This is a genomic window from Paracoccus sp. (in: a-proteobacteria), from assembly GCF_047973135.1.
Taxonomy (GTDB): Bacteria; Pseudomonadota; Alphaproteobacteria; order Rhodobacterales; family Rhodobacteraceae; genus Paracoccus.
The window spans coordinates 1-21,623 of the sequence record NZ_JBKEBL010000198.1; the positions used below are offsets into that span (position 1 = coordinate 1).

The window sequence follows — 21,623 nt, forward strand, 5'->3', positions numbered from 1 at the left end:
ACGAAGACCAGTCCTTGGCCCGCCGAGCGCGTTCCGCCGGATTGCCCCTCATCAGGCAAATCCGGCGCGAATGCGCGTTGATGTTCTTTTCTAAGTTCTTGTTCTCTGTTCGGGGGGCGATCCTGTCCCCCTTTGCCGGACAGCTCTGTCCCGCTTTGTGGACAGAAACGTCCCCCTTTGGCACGGCTAAGCGGGACAACCTTGTCTCCCTCCCGGCGACGTTCTCTGGCTCTTTTCAATGCAGATTCAGTCGGACGATAGCGCGAAGAATTGCCTTTGTTCGTCCCGCGCTCGACGGTCATATAACCCGCCGCCTCGACCTTATTCAGCGCCCGCTTGACTGATTTCGCGTGCTTCCCGACGGCATCCCCGATGGTTTCAAAGGATGGACGGCTCTCTCCGGTTTCGTGATCGGCATGAAAAAGTGCCAGATACAACGCCACGCGCAACGCGTTGTCATCCAGATCAGGATCAGTGACCAGTTCTTGCAGGTATTGTAGCTTGATCTTGCAGAAGGGCAGAAGCTCAGACATCGGCTGCCCCCGCGATTGCGATCAGGCCTGCGATCTGATAGCCATTCTCTATGAACCTATGAAATTGACCGTCGTTGCGGGTGCCAGCCCGAACGGCGGTTTTTCTTTTCTGCGCATGAGGTCCTGTCAGCAGGTTCGCCACGAGGAGAAATCTTGCAATAATATCAAAGGCGGCTTCTGAGAGGTTCGCCAATTGATCCCACTGATTTATAGCAAGTGCTCGATGCCCTCCGGGCCTACCAAGCGACATTATTTTCCATCTTTATTCAGTTTTTTACATGACTTTATGGCGAACTTTGCGGGGTAGTTCGCCAGATTTCGTTCCTGATTTCCCCCGTTGGAAAGGCTTTCAATCGCTGAATCGGCCTTGGCCTTGCGACTATACTTGTCGATGTACTTCTGCGCTTCTTTCAGGTCGTGGGGCCCACTGACTGCCATTACCATGAACAACGTCGCCCTCAATCTCGGCGATCCAGTGGCAGATCGCCTTGCGCAATCCGTGTGACGAACAGTTCGGCAACCCCGCTTGGTCGTACCACTTCCGCGTGGACGATCCTCGGGACTTTGCCGCGCGCTGACCAACGGCTTCTGGCAGTTCCGGAACGGCAAACCGACGGAAAGCGGTCTGACCCCGAAAGGTAATGTCAGGCAAAAAAGGCACCGTTCCGGAACGGTGCCTTTCGCGCGATGATCGGCAAGGATCAGGCGGGTTCGGTAACCCTGTTATTCGCCAGCCATACCAGAACCGATTCGGGCGAGGTTTCGCCATAGGGATCCTCGGCATGATCATCGCCGCGGCCCGGTTCCTCGAACCACGCCTCGACCACGCCGTCATTGACGATGGCGGCATAGCGCCAGGACCGCGCGCCAAAGCCCAGATTGTCCTTGCGCACCAGCATTCCGGCCTTTTCCGTGAACTCGCCCGAGCCGTCGGGGATCACGCCCACATGTTCCAGCCCCTGTGCTTTGGCCCATTGGTTCATGACAAAGCTGTCATTGACAGACATGCAATAGATCGCATCAATACCCAGATCGTTCATCTGGCCGAATGCCTTTTCAAAGCCCGGCAATTGATAGGTCGAACAGGTCGGCGTGAAGGCACCTGGCAGCGAAAACAGCACGACGCGCTTGCCCGCAAAGTAATCTGCGGTGGTCATGTCCTGCCAGCGATAGGGGTTCGGCCCGCCGACAGCCTCGTCGCGCACGCGGGTCTTGAAGGTTACGTCGGGAAGTTTGTCGCCGATCTTCATGTTTTGGTCCTTTGCAACAGTGATCTCCTCCCCTTGTCCATGCCGCGTCGCAGCACGAGTTTGCATTTGCAGCATGACCAGAGGCGTTGATCAAGCCCCTGTTTGGGATTACGTAGTGTGAAACATCTGAAAAGGTCGAACATGGCCGAAACGACGCCCCAGCCTCTGCGCCTGCGCCACCCTGAAAAGGCCCATCGTGCCGATCAGGCCCAGCCGAAAAAGCCCGAATGGATCCGGGTCAAGGCCCCGACTTCGCAGGGCTACAAGGAAACGCGCGACATCCTGCGCGCGAATCGCCTGTCCACCGTCTGCGAAGAGGCGGGTTGCCCCAATGTCGGCGAATGCTGGAGCCAGGGACACGCCACCATGATGATCATGGGCGAGATCTGCACGCGCGGCTGTTCGTTCTGCAATGTGATCACCGGGCGGCCCGATGCGCTGGACGCGTTCGAACCGGGCCGCGTGGCCCATGCCGTGCAGAAGCTGGGGCTGAAACATGTCGTCATCACCAGCGTGGACCGCGACGATCTGGACGATGGCGGGGCGGAACATTTCGCCCAGACCATCCGCGCCATCCGCCACCGCAGCCCCGACAGCACCATCGAGGTGCTGACCCCGGATTTCCTGAAATGCGGGCCGGGCGCGCTGGAAACCGTGGTCGAGGCGCGGCCGGATGTGTTCAATCACAATCTGGAAACGGTGCCGGGCCTCTATCCGACGGTCCGCCCCGGCGCGCGCTATTTCCACAGCCTGCGGCTGTTGCAGCGGGTCAAGGAACTGGACCCGGCCATGTTCACCAAATCGGGGATCATGGTCGGCCTGGGCGAGGATCGGCAGGGCGTGTTACAGGTGATGGATGACATGCGCGCGGCGGAGGTCGATTTCATGACCATCGGCCAGTATCTGCAACCAACGCCGAAACATCACCGCGTCGATCGCTTTGTCACGCCCGAGGAATTTGCCAGCTATGAAAAGGCGGCTTTTGGCAAGGGGTTCCTGATGGTCTCGGCGACGCCGCTGACGCGGTCCTCGTATCACGCGGGCGACGATTTCGCGCGGCTTCGGGCGGCGCGGCTGGAAAAGCTGGGGCGCGCCTGACAGCCGCGACAACGGGTGAAAACGGGGCTTGCCGATGACGCAGAACCCCGCTATCCGTGCGGCATTGGCCCGAGTGGCGGAATGGTAGACGCAGCGGATTCAAAATCCGCCGCCGTAAGGCATGCCGGTTCGAGTCCGGCCTCGGGTACCAGGGCTTCCCAGAAGATTGATTTCAGCGCGTCTGCACCGCAGATTTCCCAAGGAAATTAACCGTAGCGCATTTGCGACGTGAGAAAATCGACCACAATCTGTCTTCTCATGTTATATGGCTGACGGAAGCCAATTTGATCATCAAATTGGCGGAGCATCAGCATCAGCATCAAATCAAAAGGCGATAGCCAGATAACATGATCACGTTAAACGCGTCTGGCTGTGGAATGGTGCAGGCCAGAGGAACAAACTAGAACCATTCGCTGCCCCTGGACTGCTGGAAGAACTAGAAGACTGGTCTGCGGTTATTAACGCGGAACCTGAAATCCAGAAGGCTTTGGATGCATCTGTCGGAACCCAAATGCCGGAGCTGGAGCCATGAACCAGCTCAAGAGAACATTCGCCGAATCCGCACCAGCTCCTGTCCGCCAAAATCCTGCGGGGGCGACAAAGCGCGGACGCAAAAAGACGCCTCCTCCTTTCTCGCTTCGGCTCAGCAAGGAAGCGGTACTCTCCCGCATAGGCGTCCTCGATGGCCTTGCGCGCTTCACCCAGATCGCCGAAATGCCCGACCAGCTTGCCGCCGATCTCACCGTGCTCGCCGATGAATGCCGCCAGCTCTGCGACCTCATCAATGCCCATATACTCGGACACGTCCGCGCCTTCAAAGCCCTCATGATCATGGATTGCCCACTCCTCCGCGTCTTCGATGGGTGACGCCGCCAACATCGCGCGAATGTCCGCGTAGATGTCGTAGGCGTCCTGTTCCGCGTCGATCCAGCACCCGTGCAGAATGCCGTTGTTGTATGCCGCCAGACAGGCAACGTAGATTTGAATATCTCCTTGTGATTGTTTCATTTTTCTTCTCCTTCCGTCAGGTATGGGGTTGCTCCTGCAACCCCTGCCTCGTGGCGAACAGTGGGTGTGCAAGCGGAAGGGAAAATCGGCGAAAGAATCAGCGGCGTGGAATGCGGTCATAGACGGTCTGAAACGACCCTCCGCACTCTGGGATGACTGGGCCGGAAACCGGAACAACTTCCGCAAACCGGGGACGAAGAAAAAACAAGAGTGATGCGTGCAGTATTTCGACATACCCACCATAAAGGCGTCCATCGAAGCCCTTAAAGGGATCAGTGCCAACTGGCTGATCCCGGCGTTCGTCTTCGCCGCCAATGATGTTGGAACAGGCGAACTGGTTGATATGTCGAAGAGTCGGGGAACCGACCAGTTCCTCGACAACTACTTCAATGGCAGCCTGATCGGCTTTCCGCCGTTCAAGAGCGGAAACAATCTGCTGCGTCCCCGTCTCAAGGGCGTCAAACAGGAGTTCCCTGGTGACGATGTGATCCGGCAGGACACGAAGATGTGGGGCAACCTGTTCTCCAGTCGCGGATACCGCGAGATGCGCCAGCGCGGGGAACTGGAGGGGGAGAAGGCAACGGTGCGCTTGACCGATGCCTTTCAGCCCGCCTTCGAAGGCGCAATCCCTGCGACGTTCCAGTTCGAGGATTTCCTGGTCTGGCTGTTCGCCTTTTCAGGCTTCCCGGATGAAATCTCATCATGGCAGGAACTGTACGAGCATCTTGTGAAAACTGTTCTGGAACTGGACGAGTTTCAGGAGCCGTACCGGGGCCGCTTCAAGCTGACGCCGGGCCGTGCCTGGCCGCAAACCATTGCGGCCCGTCCCGAAAATGACGTGCTTCAGGACGAGCTTGCCCCCGCCCTGAAAGCGTTTCTTGCCGCGCCCGCTCCAGAACCTGCGCCCGAAGAGGAAGAAAAGAAACGCCGTCTGAGTCCCGATGACTGGGTTCTCGCAAAGATACGCAGCGCCATTGCGAAAGATAGCGGGCGCTCATTCCTGCTTGCCGGTCCACCGGGAACAGGCAAAACGCGCTACGCTCATGACATTGCCGAGTTTCTTGCGGACGGGGACGAAGACCGTACTCACTTTTTGCAGTTTCATCCGGCCTTCGGCTATGACGACTTCGTTGAAGGGTTCCGTCCGGCAGTGCCAGATGGCGAGGGTGATGAAAAGGCCGTAACGGGCGTCACCTACATCCTTGACCAGCGACATTTCCTGAAATTCGCCGACAAGGCCCGCGAGAATCCTGAAAAGCTATACGTTCTGGTCATAGACGAACTTAACCGGGGCGATGTAGCGCGCATTTTCGGCGAACTGCTGACCTACCTGGAGCTGGATTACCGTGAAAAAGAGTTCAAGCTGGCCATTTCAGGCAAGGCCACTTCGCTGCCCCGAAACCTGATCGTTCTGGCGACCGCCAACCCCTTTGATCGCTCGGTCACCGATCTGGATGACGCGCTTCTCCGGCGCTTTATCGTTATCCTGATGGAGCCGGACCGCACGTCTTTGGAAGGCTATGACCGCCCCACCTCGTGTCATCGAAATCCAGGAACGCGGCTGGCGCTACTTTCCGCGCTCCGATCTGGCCGACACAAATGGCAGCTCTTTGATCCTGCCGGAAACACGCAAGCTCAAGGCCGTCGAGATCACCGATGTGCCTGACGGTGCGCGGCTCATGGCCTTGGGTTTGATCGGCTATCTGCCGCTGACCAGCGCGATCACGCTCAACATTGTTCCCAAGTTCCCGATCCAGAACCTCTGGACAATGTTGGAGGTGGGCGGGGAGTCCTATGCCCGCATCCTTCCGACGCTGCGCCGCTATCAGACTACTTCAAACCCCGCTCCGATCCAGCTTCTTGCGCGCAGCTTCTGCCATTATCTGCGAAACGCCCTCTCCGCAGGGTTTGAGCGTTCCTACTACCGCAGAGCTGTGAACGGCTATTACAGGCCCCGTGTCGAGTTCGGGCAGACGATTGGCAGGTATGGGGATCATCTGCCGGATGATGATCTGAGCGAGAAGCAGAAGAAAGAGTTCCTGCTGGCGCTGTGGAACATCATGCGCGCTTTCGCCGAAGTCGGATTCTCACTCAAGGCTGGGGACAAGTTCCATGCCACAAGCGACATCGGCATGGATGATGTGCTAAGCTATATCTACCTTGAAGATACAGAGCCTGAAACAGTGGCATCCTCCAAAAACTCGAACAAGAAGGAGCCACGATGAGCGCAAGAAAACCCGATTCAGCCAATCCAAAACAGGCGGTGATCTATTGCCGTGTGTCCTCGCGGGCGCAGGAAGCAGAAGGTCACGGTCTTCAGTCTCAAGAAACCCGTTGTCGTCAGCATGCCGCAAGCAAGGGCTATGATGTGGCGGCAGTCTTTCCCGATACGATTACAGGCGGCGGCGACTTTATGAAGCGCCCCGGTATGGTAGCGCTCCTGTCATTTCTGGATGCGCAGCCGGACGAAAATTTTGTTGTGATCTTCGATGATCTGAAACGCTTTGCCCGCGATACGCGTTTCCATCTCGATCTGAGAGAGGCCTTTCGCCTGCGCGGCGCGAGGATTGAGTGTCTGAACTTCAAGTTCGATGATACGCCGGAAGGTGAGTTCATTGAAACCATCATGGCAGCGCAGGGCGCGTTGGAGCGCAAACAGAACGGACGCCAGGTTGCCCAGAAGATGAAAGCCCGAATGGAGAGCGGCTACTGGATTCACTATCCGCCCATTGGGTATCGCTATGAAACGATTAAGGGACGGGGCAAGATGCTCGTCCCCCACCAACCCTTTGCTGATATGGTGCGGGAAGCCTTCGAGGGATACGCTTCGGGGCGCTTCCAGACACAGGCCGAAATCAGGCGCTTCTTCGAGGGCTTCCCCCACTTCCCCCGTAACAGGGCCGGGGAGATCACCCAGCAGCGTGTCACCGATATGCTGACCCATCCAATCTACACCGGATACATTTGCAGCGAGCGCTACGGCATCGACTGGCTGAAAGGCCACCATGAAGCCCTGATCTCGCTTCTGACCTTCGAGAAGGTACAGGAGAGGCGTCAGGGAGCCGCCCGCGCCCCTCTCAGAAAGTGCAAGGCGGATGACTTCGCGCTCAGAGGCATGGTCGTCTGCGGCGATTGTGGCGTGCCTCTTCGCTCTTCCTGGTCACGCGGACGTACCAAGCACTACGCATACTATCTCTGCCAGACCAAAACCTGCGAGAGCTACGGCAAGTCTGTCGCTCGGGAAAAGATCGAAGGTGACGTAGGGCAGCTGGTGAAATCTCTCCAGCCGACCAAAGGGCTGATCACGCTCGCAACCGAAATGTTCCGCGATGCCTGGAAAGATCAGAAAACCCAAGCGGAAGAGATCGCCGCCTCAGCCAAGCTCAAGATCAGAGAGATCGAGAAGCAGACCGCAACGCTCTTGGAGCGGATCATGGAGTCGTCTAACGTCGCAGTCATTGAAACCTATGAGGCTAAGATCGCAAAGCTGTCGAAGGAAAAGGCGCTTCTGAGCGAAACGCTGTCAAATCAGGCCGTGTCAAAAGGCAGCTTCGCCGAAAAACTAGAACCGGCCCTGATATTCCTATCAAACCCTTGGAAAATATGGGAAAACGGGAGTGTTGCAGCACGCAGGCTAGTGCTCAAACTGGCCTTCACAGACCGCATTCAATACGTCCGAACTGAGGGTGCTAGAACCGTAGAATTAGCGTTTCCGTTCAAAGCTTTAGGGGCGGTTTGCGCCCCTGAAGTCTGTTATGGTGCGGGTGAAGGGACTCGAACCCCCACGCCAAAGGCGCCAGAACCTAAATCTGGTGCGTCTACCAGTTCCGCCACACCCGCAACGGATGCGTTCTAGCAAAGCGTCGGGGCGGGCGCGAGGGGATTTTATGCGGAAATGTCACGTAACACGGCGGGGATCCGCTCGGGCAGGTCGTCGGCGATGAGGCCGGGGCCGAAGAGGCGGGCAGAGCGGGCGTGCAGCAGCGCGCCCGTCGCGGCGGCGTCGGACGCGGGCAGGGCGCGCGCCAGAAGCCCGGCGATCAGTCCCGACAGCACATCGCCCGACCCCGCCGTCGCCAGCCAAGGCACGTCAAAGGCCGAATGGATGACCGCCCGCCCGTCCGGCGCGGCGATCACCGTATCCGGCCCCTTCAGCAGCAGCACCGCCCCGCAGCGCGCCGCCGCCTCGCGCGCGGCGTCCAACCGGGAAAAGGCCGGGCCCGAAGGGCAGGGACCGGCGAGGCGTTCGGCCAGATCGGGGAACAGCCGCGCGAATTCGCCGGCATGAGGGGTCAGCACGCAGTTCCCGTGCAGCCCGCCAAAGCCCTGCGCGGCCAGTGCCGTCAGCGCGTCGGCATCCAGAACGCAGGCGCGTTTCGACGCAAGGACCGCTGGCAGCAGCGCCCCGGCACGGTCGATGCCGCAGCCGGGGCCAAGGCAGATGGCGGTGATCCGCGGATCCTCAAGAACGGCCGTCAGCCCCGCCGCATCGTCGATGCCGCGCCGCATCAGCGCGTCGGGCGGGCCGGAATGTTCGATCAGCGCCGATTTCGGCGGGGCCAGCGTCACAAGGCCCGCCCCCACGCGCAGCGCCGCCCGCGCGGCCAGCCGCGCCGCGCCGCCATGGCCAATGCCTCCGGCGATGACCAGCGCGTGACCATGGCCGAATTTGTGATCCGCCGGGGCGTTTCGTTTCGTCAGCCATTCGGCACGTTTTTGCGTGTCGTCGCGGCGGCGCATGTCCGGAATATCAAACTCGGGCCAGATGGCCGCCAGACGTGGAGCGCTGCATTCCCGCCAGTGTTGCAATCCGATATCGGCGATGACCAGCTCGCCGCAGCATTCGGGGCCACGCCCGAGCAGATGGCCGGGCTTGGGGCTGTCGAAACCCACGGTCAGGCGTGCGTGCAGGTCGTAATCGCCGGGGTTGCGCGCGTGGCCCAGGAACGCACCGCTGTCCATGCACAGCCCGCTGGGGCAATCGACGGCCACCAGGCGCTTGCGGAAGAAGGGCCAGTCTCCGCCACCGCCGCCGAGATAGTGCAGGATGGCGGCGATTTCCGTCTCGGGCGGCCGGGTCAGGCCGGTGCCGAAGATCGCATCGACATAGACATCGCTGTCGTCGCCCCGCTGGCGCAACTCTGTCCCGGTCAGTGGCAGGATCGGGCCAAGCGCCGACCACATGCGCTTCATATCCGCCGCGTCGGGGCCGGGGCTGTTGTCCAGCCCCAGCACCCGCACCTGCCAGCCCGCCAGATGCAGCAGCCGGGCGATCACATAGCCATCGCCGCCATTGTTGCCCGGCCCGCACAGAACGGTTGCCCGTCCGGGCCGGGGCCAGCGCAGGCGAATCTGTCCCGCCACCGCCGCCCCGGCGCGTTCCATCAGTTGCGATCCGCTGACCTCGCCGCTTGCCATCGCCTCGGATTCGATGGCGCGCATTTGGGCGGTGGTCAGGATTTCAGTGCCGTTCAGCATGGGTATTGCCTATAATTTAGACATGGTGCCTTAATATGGTGCATATTGATCGGGCAGATGGGTTCCTGCGCAGGATCCGGACCATGCCGCATTTACCCGCGCCATGAAACCCGCCAATCAGGCTTCAGGCAAGCCGCGAGGAAGGATCAATTGCGATGAAAAAGATCGAGGCGATCATCAAGCCGTTCAAGCTGGACGACGTGAAGGAGGCGCTGCAAGAGGTCGGAGTGCAGGGACTTTCGGTCACGGAAGTCAAGGGCTTTGGCCGGCAGAAGGGACATACCGAACTGTATCGCGGTGCCGAATATGTCGTCGATTTCCTGCCCAAGGTGAAGATCGAGATGGTACTGCCCGACGATCAGGTTGAAGCCGCCATCGACGCCATCGTGGGCGCGGCCCGCACCGAAAAGATTGGCGACGGCAAGATTTTTGTCTCGCCCGTCGAACAGGCCATCCGTATTCGGACTGGCGAAACCGGTGACGACGCGCTCTGATAGCTGTATCGGACAGGAACTCCCGCGCCCCGGCCGCCATTGCTGCCGGGCCGCATTCACGAAGAAAGGGAACAAATGAATATCCAAGAGGTCTTGAAGCTGATCGAGGACGAGGACGTCGCCTATGTCGATGTGCGTTTCACCGATCCCAAGGGCAAGTTGCAGCATGTGACGCTGGACAGGGATCTGGTGGACGAAGACTTCTTTGAAGAAGGCTTCATGTTCGACGGCAGTTCGATCGCGGGCTGGAAATCCATTGATCAGTCCGACATGAAACTGATCCCGGATGCGTCCTCGGTCTATATTGATCCGTTCTATGCCGAAAAGACCCTTTGCGTGCATTGCAACGTCGCCGAGCCGGACACGGGCGAGCCCTACAGCCGCGATCCGCGCGGCACCGCCGTCAAGGCCGAGGCCTATCTGAAATCCTCGGGTATCGGCGACGCGGCCTATTTCGGCCCCGAGGCCGAGTTTTTCATCTTTGACGATGTGCGCTATTCGGTGACGCCGCAGAAGGTAGCCTATCAGATCGACGCCGTGGACGCGGCGTGGAACACCGATACCGAATATGAGATGGGCAACCAGGCGCATCGCGCGGGCCACAAGGGCGGTTACTTCCCGGTCAACCCGATCGACGCCGCGCAGGACATCCGGGGCGAGATGCTGTCCACGATGAAGCGCATGGGCATGAAGGTGGACAAGCATCACCACGAGGTTGCCAGCGCACAGCACGAGCTGGGGCTGATCTTCGGGTCGCTGACGGAACAGGCCGACAATATCCAGAAATACAAATCCGTGATCCACAACGTCGCCGCTGCCTATGGCAAGTCGGTAACGTTCATGCCCAAGCCCATGAAGGGCGATAACGGGTCGGGCATGCATGTGAACATGTCGATCTGGAAGGACGGCAAGCCGCTGTTCGCGGGCGATAAATATGCCGACCTGTCGCAAGAGGCGCTGTGGTTCATCGGCGGTGTGCTGAAGCATGCCAAGGCCCTGAACGCGCTGACCAACCCCTCGACCAACAGCTACAAGCGGCTGATTCCGGGCTTTGAGGCACCGGTGCTGCGCGCCTATTCGGCCCGCAACCGGTCGGGCTGCGTGCGTATCCCGTGGACCGAATCGCCCAAGGCCAAGCGCGTCGAGGCGCGTTTCCCCGATCCTTCGGCCAACCCCTATCTTTGCTTTGCCGCCCTGCTGATGGCCGGGATCGACGGGATCAGGAACAAGATCGATCCGGGCCCCGCATCCGACAAGGATCTGTACGATCTGCCGCCGGAAGAACTGGCCGAAATCCCGACCGTCTGCGGCAGCCTGCGCGAGGCGCTGGAAGAGCTGGAAAAAGACATGGACTTCCTGCTGGCCGGCGACGTGTTCACCCGCGACCAGCTAGAGGGTTATATCGCGCTGAAATGGGAAGAGGTCTATGCCTACGAGCATACGCCGCATCCCGTTGAATATCAGATGTATTATTCCTGCTGATCAGGCAGACCCGAATGCTGACAGGCGCCCTTGCGGGCGCCTGTTTCATGTCCGGCGGGGCGAAATCAGCCCAGTGCCGCCAGTTGCGCCAGCGCGCCCTCGATCCGGGCGATGTCGTCATCCAGCGCGGCCAGCTTGTCGCGGGTTTCCCCGATCACCTCGGCATCGGCATTGGCGACGAATTTCGGGTTTTCCAGCCGCTTGCGCAGGCCCTCGGCATCCTTGCGGGATTTGGCCAGCGATTTCTGCAAGCGTGCGGTTTCGGCTGCGGCGTCGATCACGTCGCCGATGGGCAGCGCAAAGCTGGCCCCGGTGGCCGCGACCGCGATCATGCCCTTGCCCGCCGCGCCGTCCTGCGGCGCGTTCACGCGGGCCAGACGTTCGATCAGCGGGCCGTTGGCCGCCAGCGCGGCGCGGGCGGCGCCATCGGCCTCGGTCACGATCAGGTCCAGGCGCGCGCCGGCGGGCACGCCCATCTGTGCGCGGGCCGAGCGGACGGATTCGATCAGCGCGATGACCCAGTTCATCTGCCGGTCGGCATCGTCGTCGATCAGTTCCGCGCCATGGTCCGGCCAGTCGCCATGAACCAGCATCTTTGCCCGGTCGCCGGTCAGCGCCCACAATTCCTCGGTCACGAAGGGCATGATCGGGTGCAGCATCAGATAGCACTGGTCCAGCACCCATCCCATCGTGGCGCGGGTTTCATCGGCGTCGGGACCGTCGAACAGCGGTTTGGCGAACTCCACATACCAGTCGCAGACCTTGCCCCAGACAAAGGCGTAAAGCCCGGTCGCCGCGTCGTTGAAGCGGTATGTCTCCAGCGCCTCGTCGGTGGCCATGCGGATCCGCGCGACCTCGCCGATGATCCAGCGGTTGACGGTGTGCTGCGGGTCAGGGCGGGCACCGCCGCCGCGCACGCCGTTCATTTCGGCAAAACGGGTGGCGTTCCAGATTTTCGTGACGAAATTCCGGTTCGCCTCGACATGTTTCGGCCCCAGCTTGGGGTCGCGGCCCATGGCGGCCATACTGGTCAGGGTGAACCGCATGGCATCGGCGCCGTATTCGTCGATCAGCGTCAGCGGGTCGATGACATTGCCCTTGGACTTGGACATCTTCGCGCCCTTTTCGTCGCGGACAAGGCCATGGACATAGACCGTGTGGAAAGGCACGTCGCCCACGACCTCAAGCTGCATCATCATCATCCGGGCGACCCAGAAGAAGATGATGTCAAAGCCCGTCACCAGCACATCGGTCGGGAAATATTTCTGCATCTCCGGCGTGTCCTCGGGCCAGCCGAGCGTGCCGATGGGCCAGAGGCCCGATGAGAACCACGTGTCCAGAACGTCGGGGTCACGCCAGACCGGATAGACCAGATGCGTCGGATCCTGACTGAGATTGTAATCGGCCAGCGCCTTCGCAAAGGTCTCGATCGCGGCATCACGGTCGGCAACCTCGACGATGCGGGATATTTCCAGCGGCTGAGGCAATCCGGCGATGCTGTCGCGGAACTGTCCGACGACCTCTTCGAAATTACTGGCGGCGTGGTGGATTTCATCGCGATGGACCAGCCCCTCCTCCAGCAGCGCAAAGATCTCGACCTCGTCCAGCGCGCCGTCATGATCGTCATCGACCTGACCCTCCAAGGCCATATCCAGCCCATACCAGACCGGGATCTGATGCCCCCACCAAAGCTGGCGGCTGATCGTCCAGGGCTCGATATTTTCCAGCCAGTTGAAGTAAACCTTCTTATGCTGCTCGGGCAGGATTTGCGTCCTGCCATCGCGCACCGCCTCCAGCGCGGGGCCGACGATGCGCTGCGTATCGACGAACCACTGGTCGGTCAGCATCGGCTCGATCACCACGCCCGAACGGTCGCCAAAGGGCTGCATGATCGGCTTCGCATCGACAACCGGGCGGCGTTCCAGATGCTCGGCCCCGGTTTCCTTGTCGATTTCCTTGTGCAGATAAGTGACGGCCAGCTTTTCGGCGGTGATTTCCGCGATCACCAGCTTGCGGGCCTCGTAACGGTCCAGCCCGCGCAGATGTTCGGGCACGAGATTGACGTTCGACACGTCGCCCACATCCTCGCCTGTCGCGGCGCGGGTGGCGATGGCGGCGCTTTCCTCATAGGACAGGCCATCGGCGCGCATCGCGCCCCTGGTGTCCATCAGCGCGTAAAGCGGGATGTTGTTGCGGGTGGCGACGCCATAGTCGTTGAAATCATGCGCGCCGGTGATCTTGACCGCGCCGGATCCGAAATCGGGGTCCGGGTATTCATCCGTGATGATCGGGATCAGGCGGCGATGTTCCTTTGGTCCGACCGGGATTTCGCACAGCTTGCCGACGATGGGGGCATAGCGCGCATCGTCGGGATGAACCGCGACCGCGCCGTCGCCCAGCATGGTTTCGGGGCGCGTCGTGGCGATGCTGATATAGTCGCGGGTCTCGCGCAGGGTGACGTTGCCGTCCTCGTCGCGCTCGACATATTCATAGGTCTCGCCGCCCGCCAGAGGGTATTTGAAATGCCACATATGGCCGGGCACTTCGCGGTTTTCGACCTCAAGATCGCTGATCGCGGTCTCGAAATGCGGATCCCAGTTCACCAGACGCTTGCCGCGATAGATGATGCCCTTGTTGTACAGATCCACGAAAACCCGGATCACCGCGTCGTGGAAATTCCCTTCCTCGCCCGCCGGCGCACCCGGCGCGCCGGACATGGTAAAGGCGTTGCGCGACCAGTCGCAGGATGCGCCAAGGCGGCGCAACTGGTTCATGATCGTGCCGCCGGATTCCTGTTTCCATTCCCAGACCTTGCGGACAAAGGCGTCACGGCCGATCTCGCGGCGGCCGGGCTGCTGCGCCTCGGCCATCCGGCGTTCGACGACCATCTGCGTCGCGATGCCGGCATGATCCTGACCGGGCTGCCACAGCGTGTCAAATCCGCGCATCCGGTGCCAGCGGACCAGAATGTCCTGTAACGTATTGTTCAGCGCGTGGCCGATATGCAGGCTGCCGGTCACGTTGGGCGGCGGGATCATCACGGTAAAGGTTTTGCTGCGCGAGGCATTGGCCCCGGCCGCGAAGGCGTTGCTTTTTTCCCATGCCGCCGCGATCCGCGCCTCGGCGGTTGCGGCGTCGAAACTCTTGTCCATGCTCATCTTGGCGATCCCGTCCAGTACGCATCGGGACTTAACGAAACCGGACGGAAAGTCCAAGGCTTCGCGCCGATGTCGCAGGCATTGGAACGAATTTGCGGTTGCGCTGACGCAAACTCATGTCAGAAATGCATATGAGGGACGCCGGACGATATCGAGACCGGTCAATGAAAACGGGAGGATACCTATGAAAGTACTGCTGACCGCCGCTTGCGGGCTGGCGATGATTGCAACCGGCGCGTTGGCCGATCCGGCGGGCTGCGACAGTGGCGAAATCAAAGTCAAGTTCAGCCATGTAACCAATGCCGACAAGCACCCCAAGGGAATCGCCGCCGCAATGTTTGCCGAACGGGTCAACAGCGAGATGGACGGCAAGATGTGTGTCGAGGTTTATGCCAACTCGACCCTTTACGACGACGACGCGCTGCTTGAGGCGATGTTGCAGGGCGACGTTCAGATGGGGGCACCCTCGCTGTCGAAATTCGAGACCTTTACCAAGGTCTTTCAGATTTACGACCTGCCCTTCATGTTCAAGAGTATCGACGCCGTGGACGAATTCCAGAATTCGGAAGCCGGGCAGGCGATGAAATCCTCGATGGAGCGGCGCGGTATTTCCGGGCTGGAATACTGGCATAATGGCATGAAGCAGTTCTCGGCCAAAAAGCCGCTGCTGCTGCCGGGCGATGCAAAGGGCCTGAAATTCCGCGTCCAGCCCAGTGATGTGCTGATCGCCCAGATGGACGCACTTGGCGCCACTGCCGAACCCATGGCCTTCTCCGAGGTTTATGGCGCCTTGCAGACCGGTGTTGTGGACGGGCAGGAAAACACCTGGTCAAATATCTATGGCCAGAAATTCTATGAGGTTCAGGACGGCATCACCGAAACCAACCACGGGGTGATCGACTATCTGGTCGTGGCCTCGACCGACTGGCTGGACGAGCTGGACCCTGAAATCCGCGATCAGATGCTGACCATCCTGCATGACGTGTCCGCGGAAAGAAACGCTGCGGTCAACGAAGTGGACAATCAGGCGCGGCAGGCGATTCTGGATGCGGGCAGCGAAATCCGCGTGCTGGACGATGCGCAGCGGCAGGCCTGGGTCGATGCGATGGAACCGGTCTGGGGCAAGTTCGCCGATGGCGTCGGGCAGGACAATATCGACGCCGCGCAGGCGATCAACGCCAATCACTGACCTTTCCGCCCGTCCCTGTCACCGGGGCGGGCCCTTATGTCGCGGAGGCAGAGATGAGCTATAAATATGTGCCCCACGGGCCCATGGGCCGCATCGTCAACGGCATCGAGGAAAACCTGATCGCGATCATCATCGGCCTGATGACCCTGATCACCTTTGCCAATGTCGTCCTGCGCTATCTGTTCCAGAGCTCGGTCATCTGGGGGCTGGAACTGACGCTGGCGCTGTTTGCCTGGCTGGTGCTGCTGGGTATGTCCTATGCGGTCAAGATCAACGCGCATCTGGGGGTGGACGCGGTGATCAACCTGCTGCCGCCATCCGGGCGCAAGGCTCTGGCGCTGTTTGCGGGGGCGCTGTGCCTCTTTTATGCGCTGCTGCTGCTGAAGGGTGCGTGGGATTACTGGGCCCCCTTCGCGGGCTATCAACAGACCGGGGGGCGGTGGTTCCCGACCGGCTTTGTCCAGACCCGCGACCGCGCCTTCTATGAGACCGAGCAGATCCCGATGCCCGCCTTTCTGGCCTGGATGGGCGACACGTTCAATCAAGGCGAAGCCTATGAGAAACTGCCCCGCTTTGTGCCGTATTTCGCGCTGCCGCTTGGCGTGGTGCTGCTGCTGTTTCGCCTGTTGCAGGCGGTCTGGCTGATCTGGCGCGGCGAGCGTGACGGCCTGATCGTCAGCCACGAAGCCGAGGACGCCGTCGAGGATGTCCGCCACATGAATCAGGGGGACTAGACCCGATGGAAGTCGCACTGCTTTTCGTCCTGATCGTCGGGCTGATGCTGGTGGGCGTGCCCATCGCCATCTCGCTGGGTCTGGCCTCGACGCTGTTTCTGCTGCTGTTTTCGGGGACGTCGCTGGCCTCGATCGCACAGACGCTTTACAATGCGATGGAGGGGCACGCGACGCTGCTGGCGATCCCGTTCTTCATCCTTGCATCCAGCTTCATGTCCACCGGCGGGGTGGCGCAACGGATCATCCGCTTTTCCATCGCCTGCGTCGGCCATCTGCCGGGCGGTCTGGCGATTGCGGGCGTCTTTGCCTGCATGATGTTCGCGGCGCTGTCGGGTTCGTCCCCTGCAACGGTGGTTGCCATCGGTTCCATTGTCATCGCGGCGATGCGGCAGGTCGGCTATTCCAAGGATTTCGCTGCGGGTGTGATCTGCAATGCGGGCACGCTGGGGATCCTGATCCCGCCATCCATCGTCATGGTCGTCTATGCCAGCGCCACCGATGTATCCGTCGGGCGGATGTTCCTGGCGGGTGTCATTCCGGGGCTTCTGGCGGGGGGCATGCTGATGGCGACCATCCTGTTCATCGCCATCCGCAAGAACCTGCCACGCGGCGACTGGCTGGGCTGGGGCGAGATCTGGGACAGTTTCCGCGAAGCGTTCTGGGGGCTGATGCTGATCGTGATCATCATGGTCGGGCTTTACGGCATTCCGGGCATCACCAGCGCGGTCTTTACCCCGACCGAGGCTGCCGCCGTCGCCTCGGTCTGGTCCTTCATCGTTGCGGTCTTCATCTATCGCGACATGGGGCCGCTGCGCGAAGGCGACCGGCGCATTCCGCTGTGGCAAAAGCCGCAGGCGCTGATCACCGCGTTCTTTCACCCCGGCACGCGGGCCGTCCTGCTAGAGGCGGGCAAGCTGACCGTCACGCTGATGTTCATCATCGCCAACGCGCTGATCCTGAAACATGTGCTGACCGACGAACAGATCCCGCAGCATATCGCCGGAATGATGCTGGATGCGGGCCTGGGCAAGATCATGTTCCTGATCGTGGTCAACGTGATCCTGCTGATCGGCGGGCAGTTCATGGAGCCGTCTGGCCTGATCCTGATCGTCGCGCCGCTGGTCTTTCCCATCGCCATCGAACTGGGCGTCGATCCGATCCATCTGGGCATCATCATGGTCGTCAACATGGAGATCGGGATGATCACCCCGCCGGTCGGGCTGAACCTGTTCGTAACCTCGGGCGTGGCGGGCATGCCGATGATGCGCGTGGTCAGGGCGGCGCTGCCGTTTCTGGCGGTGCTGTTCGTGTTCCTGATCCTTGTCACCTATGTGCCGTTCATCAGCACTTGGCTGCCGACGATGATGATGGGGCCGGAAACCATCGTGAAATAAGGCGGGGCGGGGGCGCAGCGAATGCGCCCCCGCGGCCCCCTGGTCGGAAACGGGTGAACGGGTGGCAGGTGAGCGGCACTGCCGTCAGCATGGCCGTTTAAGCCGCGTCCTTTGGCCCGACCACCGCGAAATGCGCGCCCTGCGGGTCGCGGGCCACGGCGATGAAGGCGCCGCCCGGAACCTCTTGCGGGCCGTGGATGACAATGCCGCCAAGCTCGGCGATCCGTGCCACGGCCCCGGCAACGCCATTGATACCGAAATAGGGCAGCCAGCAGGACACGGGCGCATTGCCCAGTCCCATGATCCCGCCAATATCAGCACCATTGCGCGAGAAAAGCTGATAGGTGCCCATCTCGCCCATATCCATCGACGTGGATTTCCCCCAACCGAACAGGCCGGAATAGAACTTAAGACCGGCCACGGGATCGGTACTCATCAATTCGTGCCAGTTGCCATGCCCGGTCCTGCTTTGATCAAAGGCCCCGCCGGCCGCGTCCGTTTGCGAGGGTTCCAGAATGCCGAAGGCCGCGCCCTGCGGATCGGCGGCGATGGCAAAACGGCCGGTGCCGGGGATGGGTTGCACATCGCGGTGAATGGTGCCGCCCGCCGCCCTGATGTCGGCCACTGCCCTGTCTGCATCGGTGACAGCGAAATAGATCATCCAGAAGGGCGGCATGCCGGCCACATCCTCGGGGGTCTCCATCAGGCCCGCGACCATGCCGCCATCGCCGCCGGCAAGATGGTAGGTAAAGCCCTCCATCCCCGCATCCGCGATCTGCCAGCCAAGAAGCCGGGCATAAAATGCGCCCGCCGCCGCCAACCCGCCTTTGGCGGTGGACAGTTCATACCAGCAGGGATTACCGTGATGGTCGCTCATTCATTTTACCTTTCATCCAGAATCGGGGCAAAACCGCCCCAGAACATCCGTATTCCGTCAAAGGGCATTTCGCCCATCTCGGCCATTTCGGGATCGGACATCATCGCCTGCCACGCCGTATCGGCGGTTTCCCGGTCGGGCCATTCGATCCACGAAAATACCGGCGTCTCATCTTCCTTTGCCTGGGTCGCGCGATAGAAATCGGTCTGTTTGCCATGCGGCACATCCTCGCCCCAGGCCTCGACCATGCGCAGCGCGCCAAGGCGTTTGAAGATGGGCCAGCTTTTGCGGGCGTGATCGGTATATGCCTGTTTGTTGGCAGAGGGAATCGCCGCTATCATGCTTGTATAATAGGTCACACGCGTCTCCTTGGAATCAGGTATGGGTGGACGTCGAAAAACCAGCATCGGCGGTGTTCCGTCGAAAAACAAGCGCCGAGATGCTGCCTTGCCAAGCCCGTGCCGCCAGTCGGGTCAGCAAATCGCCACGATCTGCGGCCATTAACAAACGAGTCGTGCGAACTGCACTTTTCAAACGTGAATTAAAGGCTAAATAGCGCCATTCTGGGGCATGACTGCCGACGACTCTGACTTTGCGCGAAAGGCCATCCATGGGACATCACAAGACCGTCTGGGACAACCCGGCCGAGCTTATCAGCAACCTTCAGCCCGAACATCCGGTGATGGCCTTTGCGCCGACGGTCCTGCAGGACCGGGCGCGGCAATTCATCAGCGGGTTTCCGGGGCTTGTGACCTATGCGGTCAAGTCGAACCCCTCCGATGTGGTGATCCAGAACCTGCTGGCCGCCGGAATGACCGGTTTTGACGTGGCCTCGCCCGTCGAGATCGACCTGATCGGGCGGCTGGCGCCGGGGGCCGCGCGCCACTATCACAATCCGGTCCGCGCGCGGGCCGAGATCGCCCATGCCGCAGGGGCCGGGGTGCGTGCCTGGTCTGTGGACAGCCGGTCGGAACTGGACAAGCTGTTCGAACAGGTGCCCACGGCCTTTGACGGCCAGCCGGTCGAGATTTCGCCGCGCTTCAAGCTGCCGGTGCTGGGGGCGATCTATGATTTCGGTTCCAAATTCGGAGCCGAGCCGGAACTGGCCGCAGAATTGCTGCGTGCGGTGGCGGATCGCGGCTATACCGCCTCGCTGACATTCCATCCGGGGACGCAATGCGTCGATCCGGCGGCTTGGGAAAGCTATATCACCGTAGCGAGGGACATCTGTGACATGGCGGGGGTCAGGGCGCGGCGGCTGAATGTCGGCGGCGGGTTCCCTTCGCATCGCGTCATCGGCGTCGATCCCGATCTTCAGGCGATCTTTGACAAGATCGCCGCAACCGTCGCCGGGGCCTTTGGCGATGACAGCCCCGCGCTGGTCTGCGAACCGGGACGCGGCCTTTGTGCTGACGCCTTTTCGCTGATCACCCGCGTCAAGGCGATCCGCGACGGGCATGCGGTATTCCTGAATGACGGCGTCTATGGCGCGTTGTCGGAATTGCCCATCGTCGGCAATCTGGATCGGGTGCAGGTGATCACCCCGCAGGGGGACATCCGCGAGGGCGAGCATGCCGGCCGGGTGATCTTTGGCCCGACCTGCGATTCGGTGGACCGCCTGCCCGGCGAGCTGAGCCTGCCCGCCAATATCGCCGAGGGCGACTATATGGTATTCCACGGGGCCGGGGCCTATTCGACCGCAACGAACACGCGGTTCAACGGGTTCGGGGCGGTCTCGCACGCGACTGTGATGGCGCTTGAGTAACTCTTTTCTTACAACATCATGCTAGCGTCGGGACGATGTCACAGATTCGTCTCAGCCGTACACATGTCATCCTGATTGACGGTACCTTTGCCTCGCTGGCCGAAGGACGGCGCAGTTCCATCGGTCGGATCCATGCGTTGCTGCGTGACCGGTCCGCCAGCCAATCCGCCAGCCAATCTGCCGGCCATGATGGCGGGCCCCTGCGGATCCATTACGCCGCAGGCCAGCAATGGGATCGCTGGCGGACCTTGCCGGAACTGGCAATGGGGCACAGCCTGTCGCGGCGGATCATCGATGCCTATGGCTGGCTGGCCAGCGGCTATCGCCCCGGCGACCGGATTTTCCTGCTGGGTTATTCCCGCGGTGCCTTTGCCGTGCGCAGCCTGGCGGGGATGATCAGCCGCGTGGGCCTGTTGCGCCCCGAAACGGCGACGGAACGCAATATCCGGCTTGCCTGGCGTTACTATAGCGAGGGGGCGTCGGATCAGGCGCTTGGGGCATTCCGGCGGCGCAGGGGGCAGGGGCAGGTGTCCATCGCGATGATCGGCTGTTTCGACACGGTCATGGCGCTGGGGATCCGGCTGCCGCTGCTGTGGTTGCTGACCGAACCGCGCTTTCGCTTTCACGACACCCATCTTGGCCCGGAAATCGGGCTTGGCTGTCAGGCGCTGGCGCTGGACGAGACGCGGGCGGCCTTTGCCCCGATCCTGTGGGACGATTCCAGCGCAGCGGGGCGGATCGAACAGATGTGGTTTCGCGGCGCGCATGCCGATATTGGCGGGCAGTTGTCAGGGCTGGAATATGCGCGGCCTCTGGCCAATATCCCGCTGGTCTGGATGCTGGGCCAGGCCGAAGATGCGGGTCTGCCCCTGCCGCAGGGCTGGCGCGGGCATTTCCCCTGCGATGCCAGCGCGCCCTCGGTCGGGTCATGGCGCAACTGGGGCAAGGCCTTTCTGGCCCGCGCGCCGCGCCTTGCCGGGCTGTACCGCAGCGAGGCGCTGCATCCGACCATTCCGCGCCCTTATCCCGGCCCGGCGCTGCTGACCGGGCATCTGGCGGATCAGGCTGTGGACCGGCCCGTCAGGCGGGGGTTCCGCCGGTCGGGTGACAAGGGCCCGCAGATGGACGATGCCGCCGGCGCGGGCGGGTGAAGGACCGGCCCG

The 21,623-nt window shown here is 61.3% G+C and carries 18 protein-coding genes, 2 tRNA genes and 1 pseudogene; 12 read left to right on the forward strand and 9 right to left on the reverse strand.

Translation table 11 applies throughout. From position 1 onward, the window contains the following. The 3 genes from ACK5L9_RS15545 to ACK5L9_RS15555 form a co-directional block, all read right to left on the reverse strand. A partial coding sequence (locus ACK5L9_RS15545; RefSeq protein WP_416912381.1) for a helix-turn-helix domain-containing protein occupies positions 1–533 on the reverse strand: 533 nt, incomplete at its 3' end. After that, a complete protein-coding gene (locus ACK5L9_RS15550) occupies positions 526–783 on the reverse strand; it encodes a hypothetical protein (protein ID WP_416912382.1) in 258 nt (85 codons plus the stop codon). The genes ACK5L9_RS15550 and ACK5L9_RS15545, both read right to left, overlap by 8 nt. Positions 784–1,234: 451 nt before the next feature. Further along, on the reverse strand, positions 1,235–1,783 hold the full coding sequence (locus ACK5L9_RS15555) for a peroxiredoxin (protein WP_416912383.1): 549 nt from the start codon (positions 1,781–1,783) through the stop codon (positions 1,235–1,237). A 141-nt stretch (positions 1,784–1,924) separates the two neighbouring features. Between ACK5L9_RS15555 and lipA the strand changes: the two genes are divergently transcribed. Both lipA and ACK5L9_RS15565 read left to right on the forward strand, forming a co-directional pair. Next, positions 1,925–2,881, forward strand: a complete 957-nt coding sequence (gene lipA / locus ACK5L9_RS15560) for a lipoyl synthase (RefSeq protein WP_416912403.1) — start codon at positions 1,925–1,927, stop codon at positions 2,879–2,881. Positions 2,882–2,948: 67 nt separating this feature from the next. Beyond that, positions 2,949–3,032: transfer RNA gene (locus tag ACK5L9_RS15565), tRNA-Leu, on the forward strand. 200 nt (positions 3,033–3,232) lie between these two features. On the opposite strand, the gene ACK5L9_RS15570 is transcribed toward ACK5L9_RS15565, so the two are convergent. After that, positions 3,233–3,889: an antirestriction protein ArdA gene (locus ACK5L9_RS15570; protein ID WP_416912384.1), complete on the reverse strand. Its 657-nt coding sequence runs from the start codon at positions 3,887–3,889 to the stop codon at positions 3,233–3,235. Between the two features lie 217 nt (positions 3,890–4,106). Between ACK5L9_RS15570 and ACK5L9_RS15575 the strand changes: the two genes are divergently transcribed. From ACK5L9_RS15575 to ACK5L9_RS15585, 3 genes and pseudogenes are all read left to right on the forward strand, one after another. Next, positions 4,107–5,555 (forward strand): McrB family protein, encoded by a 1,449-nt coding sequence (locus ACK5L9_RS15575; protein WP_416912385.1) that lies wholly within the window; start codon positions 4,107–4,109, stop codon positions 5,553–5,555. Beyond that, complete coding sequence (locus ACK5L9_RS15580; RefSeq protein WP_416912386.1) at positions 5,500–6,114, forward strand: hypothetical protein; 615 nt, start codon at positions 5,500–5,502, stop codon at positions 6,112–6,114. The genes ACK5L9_RS15575 and ACK5L9_RS15580 overlap by 56 nt, the downstream gene beginning before the upstream one ends. Beyond that, positions 6,111–7,139 (forward strand): annotated as a pseudogene (locus ACK5L9_RS15585) (recombinase family protein); the annotation flags it as partial. The gene ACK5L9_RS15580 and the pseudogene ACK5L9_RS15585, both read left to right, overlap by 4 nt. A gap of 506 nt (positions 7,140–7,645) precedes the next feature. Here the strand turns inward: ACK5L9_RS15585 and ACK5L9_RS15590 are convergent. Continuing rightward, a tRNA-Leu gene (locus ACK5L9_RS15590) sits at positions 7,646–7,729 on the reverse strand. Between the two features lie 45 nt (positions 7,730–7,774). Further along, the gene (locus ACK5L9_RS15595) at positions 7,775–9,367 is read right to left on the reverse strand and encodes an NAD(P)H-hydrate dehydratase (protein WP_416912387.1); all 1,593 of its coding nucleotides are present in this window, start codon (positions 9,365–9,367) and stop codon (positions 7,775–7,777) included. Positions 9,368–9,522: 155 nt separating this feature from the next. Between ACK5L9_RS15595 and ACK5L9_RS15600 the strand changes: the two genes are divergently transcribed. Continuing rightward, positions 9,523–9,861, forward strand: a complete 339-nt coding sequence (locus ACK5L9_RS15600; protein WP_416912388.1) for a P-II family nitrogen regulator — start codon at positions 9,523–9,525, stop codon at positions 9,859–9,861. A gap of 75 nt (positions 9,862–9,936) precedes the next feature. Further along, on the forward strand, positions 9,937–11,343 hold the full coding sequence (gene glnA / locus ACK5L9_RS15605) for a type I glutamate--ammonia ligase (RefSeq protein ID WP_416912389.1): 1,407 nt from the start codon (positions 9,937–9,939) through the stop codon (positions 11,341–11,343). A 65-nt stretch (positions 11,344–11,408) separates the two neighbouring features. Here glnA and ACK5L9_RS15610 read toward each other — a convergent pair whose 3' ends face one another. After that, the gene (locus ACK5L9_RS15610) at positions 11,409–14,501 is read right to left on the reverse strand and encodes a valine--tRNA ligase (protein WP_416912390.1); all 3,093 of its coding nucleotides are present in this window, start codon (positions 14,499–14,501) and stop codon (positions 11,409–11,411) included. A 184-nt stretch (positions 14,502–14,685) separates the two neighbouring features. Here ACK5L9_RS15610 and ACK5L9_RS15615 point away from each other — a divergent pair, with 184 nt between their 5' ends. Genes ACK5L9_RS15615 through ACK5L9_RS15625 form a run of 3 tightly spaced genes read left to right on the forward strand, consistent with a single transcriptional unit; the run spans position 14,686 to position 17,818 of the window. Beyond that, on the forward strand, positions 14,686–15,690 hold the full coding sequence (locus ACK5L9_RS15615; protein WP_416912391.1) for a DctP family TRAP transporter solute-binding subunit: 1,005 nt from the start codon (positions 14,686–14,688) through the stop codon (positions 15,688–15,690). 53 nt (positions 15,691–15,743) lie between these two features. Next, positions 15,744–16,424, forward strand: coding sequence for a TRAP transporter small permease (locus tag ACK5L9_RS15620; RefSeq protein WP_416912392.1), 681 nt, complete (start codon positions 15,744–15,746; stop codon positions 16,422–16,424). 5 nt (positions 16,425–16,429) lie between these two features. Continuing rightward, a complete protein-coding gene (locus tag ACK5L9_RS15625; RefSeq protein WP_416912393.1) occupies positions 16,430–17,818 on the forward strand; it encodes a TRAP transporter large permease in 1,389 nt (462 codons plus the stop codon). Between the two features lie 97 nt (positions 17,819–17,915). Here the strand turns inward: ACK5L9_RS15625 and ACK5L9_RS15630 are convergent, their stop codons facing one another. Both ACK5L9_RS15630 and ACK5L9_RS15635 read right to left on the reverse strand, forming a co-directional pair. Beyond that, positions 17,916–18,695 carry a VOC family protein gene (locus tag ACK5L9_RS15630; protein ID WP_416912394.1) on the reverse strand — a complete coding sequence of 260 codons (780 nt, stop codon included), beginning with the start codon at positions 18,693–18,695 and terminating at the stop codon, positions 17,916–17,918. 5 nt (positions 18,696–18,700) lie between these two features. Beyond that, a complete protein-coding gene (locus ACK5L9_RS15635) occupies positions 18,701–19,054 on the reverse strand; it encodes a DUF1428 domain-containing protein (protein ID WP_416912395.1) in 354 nt (117 codons plus the stop codon). A gap of 251 nt (positions 19,055–19,305) precedes the next feature. On the opposite strand from ACK5L9_RS15635, the gene ACK5L9_RS15640 reads away from it, so the two are divergent. Both ACK5L9_RS15640 and ACK5L9_RS15645 read left to right on the forward strand, forming a co-directional pair. Continuing rightward, entirely contained in the window at positions 19,306–20,460 is a 1,155-nt protein-coding gene (locus tag ACK5L9_RS15640; protein WP_416912396.1) for a type III PLP-dependent enzyme, read from the forward strand. Between the two features lie 35 nt (positions 20,461–20,495). Continuing rightward, positions 20,496–21,611 (forward strand): DUF2235 domain-containing protein, encoded by a 1,116-nt coding sequence (locus ACK5L9_RS15645; RefSeq protein WP_416912397.1) that lies wholly within the window; start codon positions 20,496–20,498, stop codon positions 21,609–21,611. Positions 21,612–21,623: the final 12 nt, after the last annotated feature.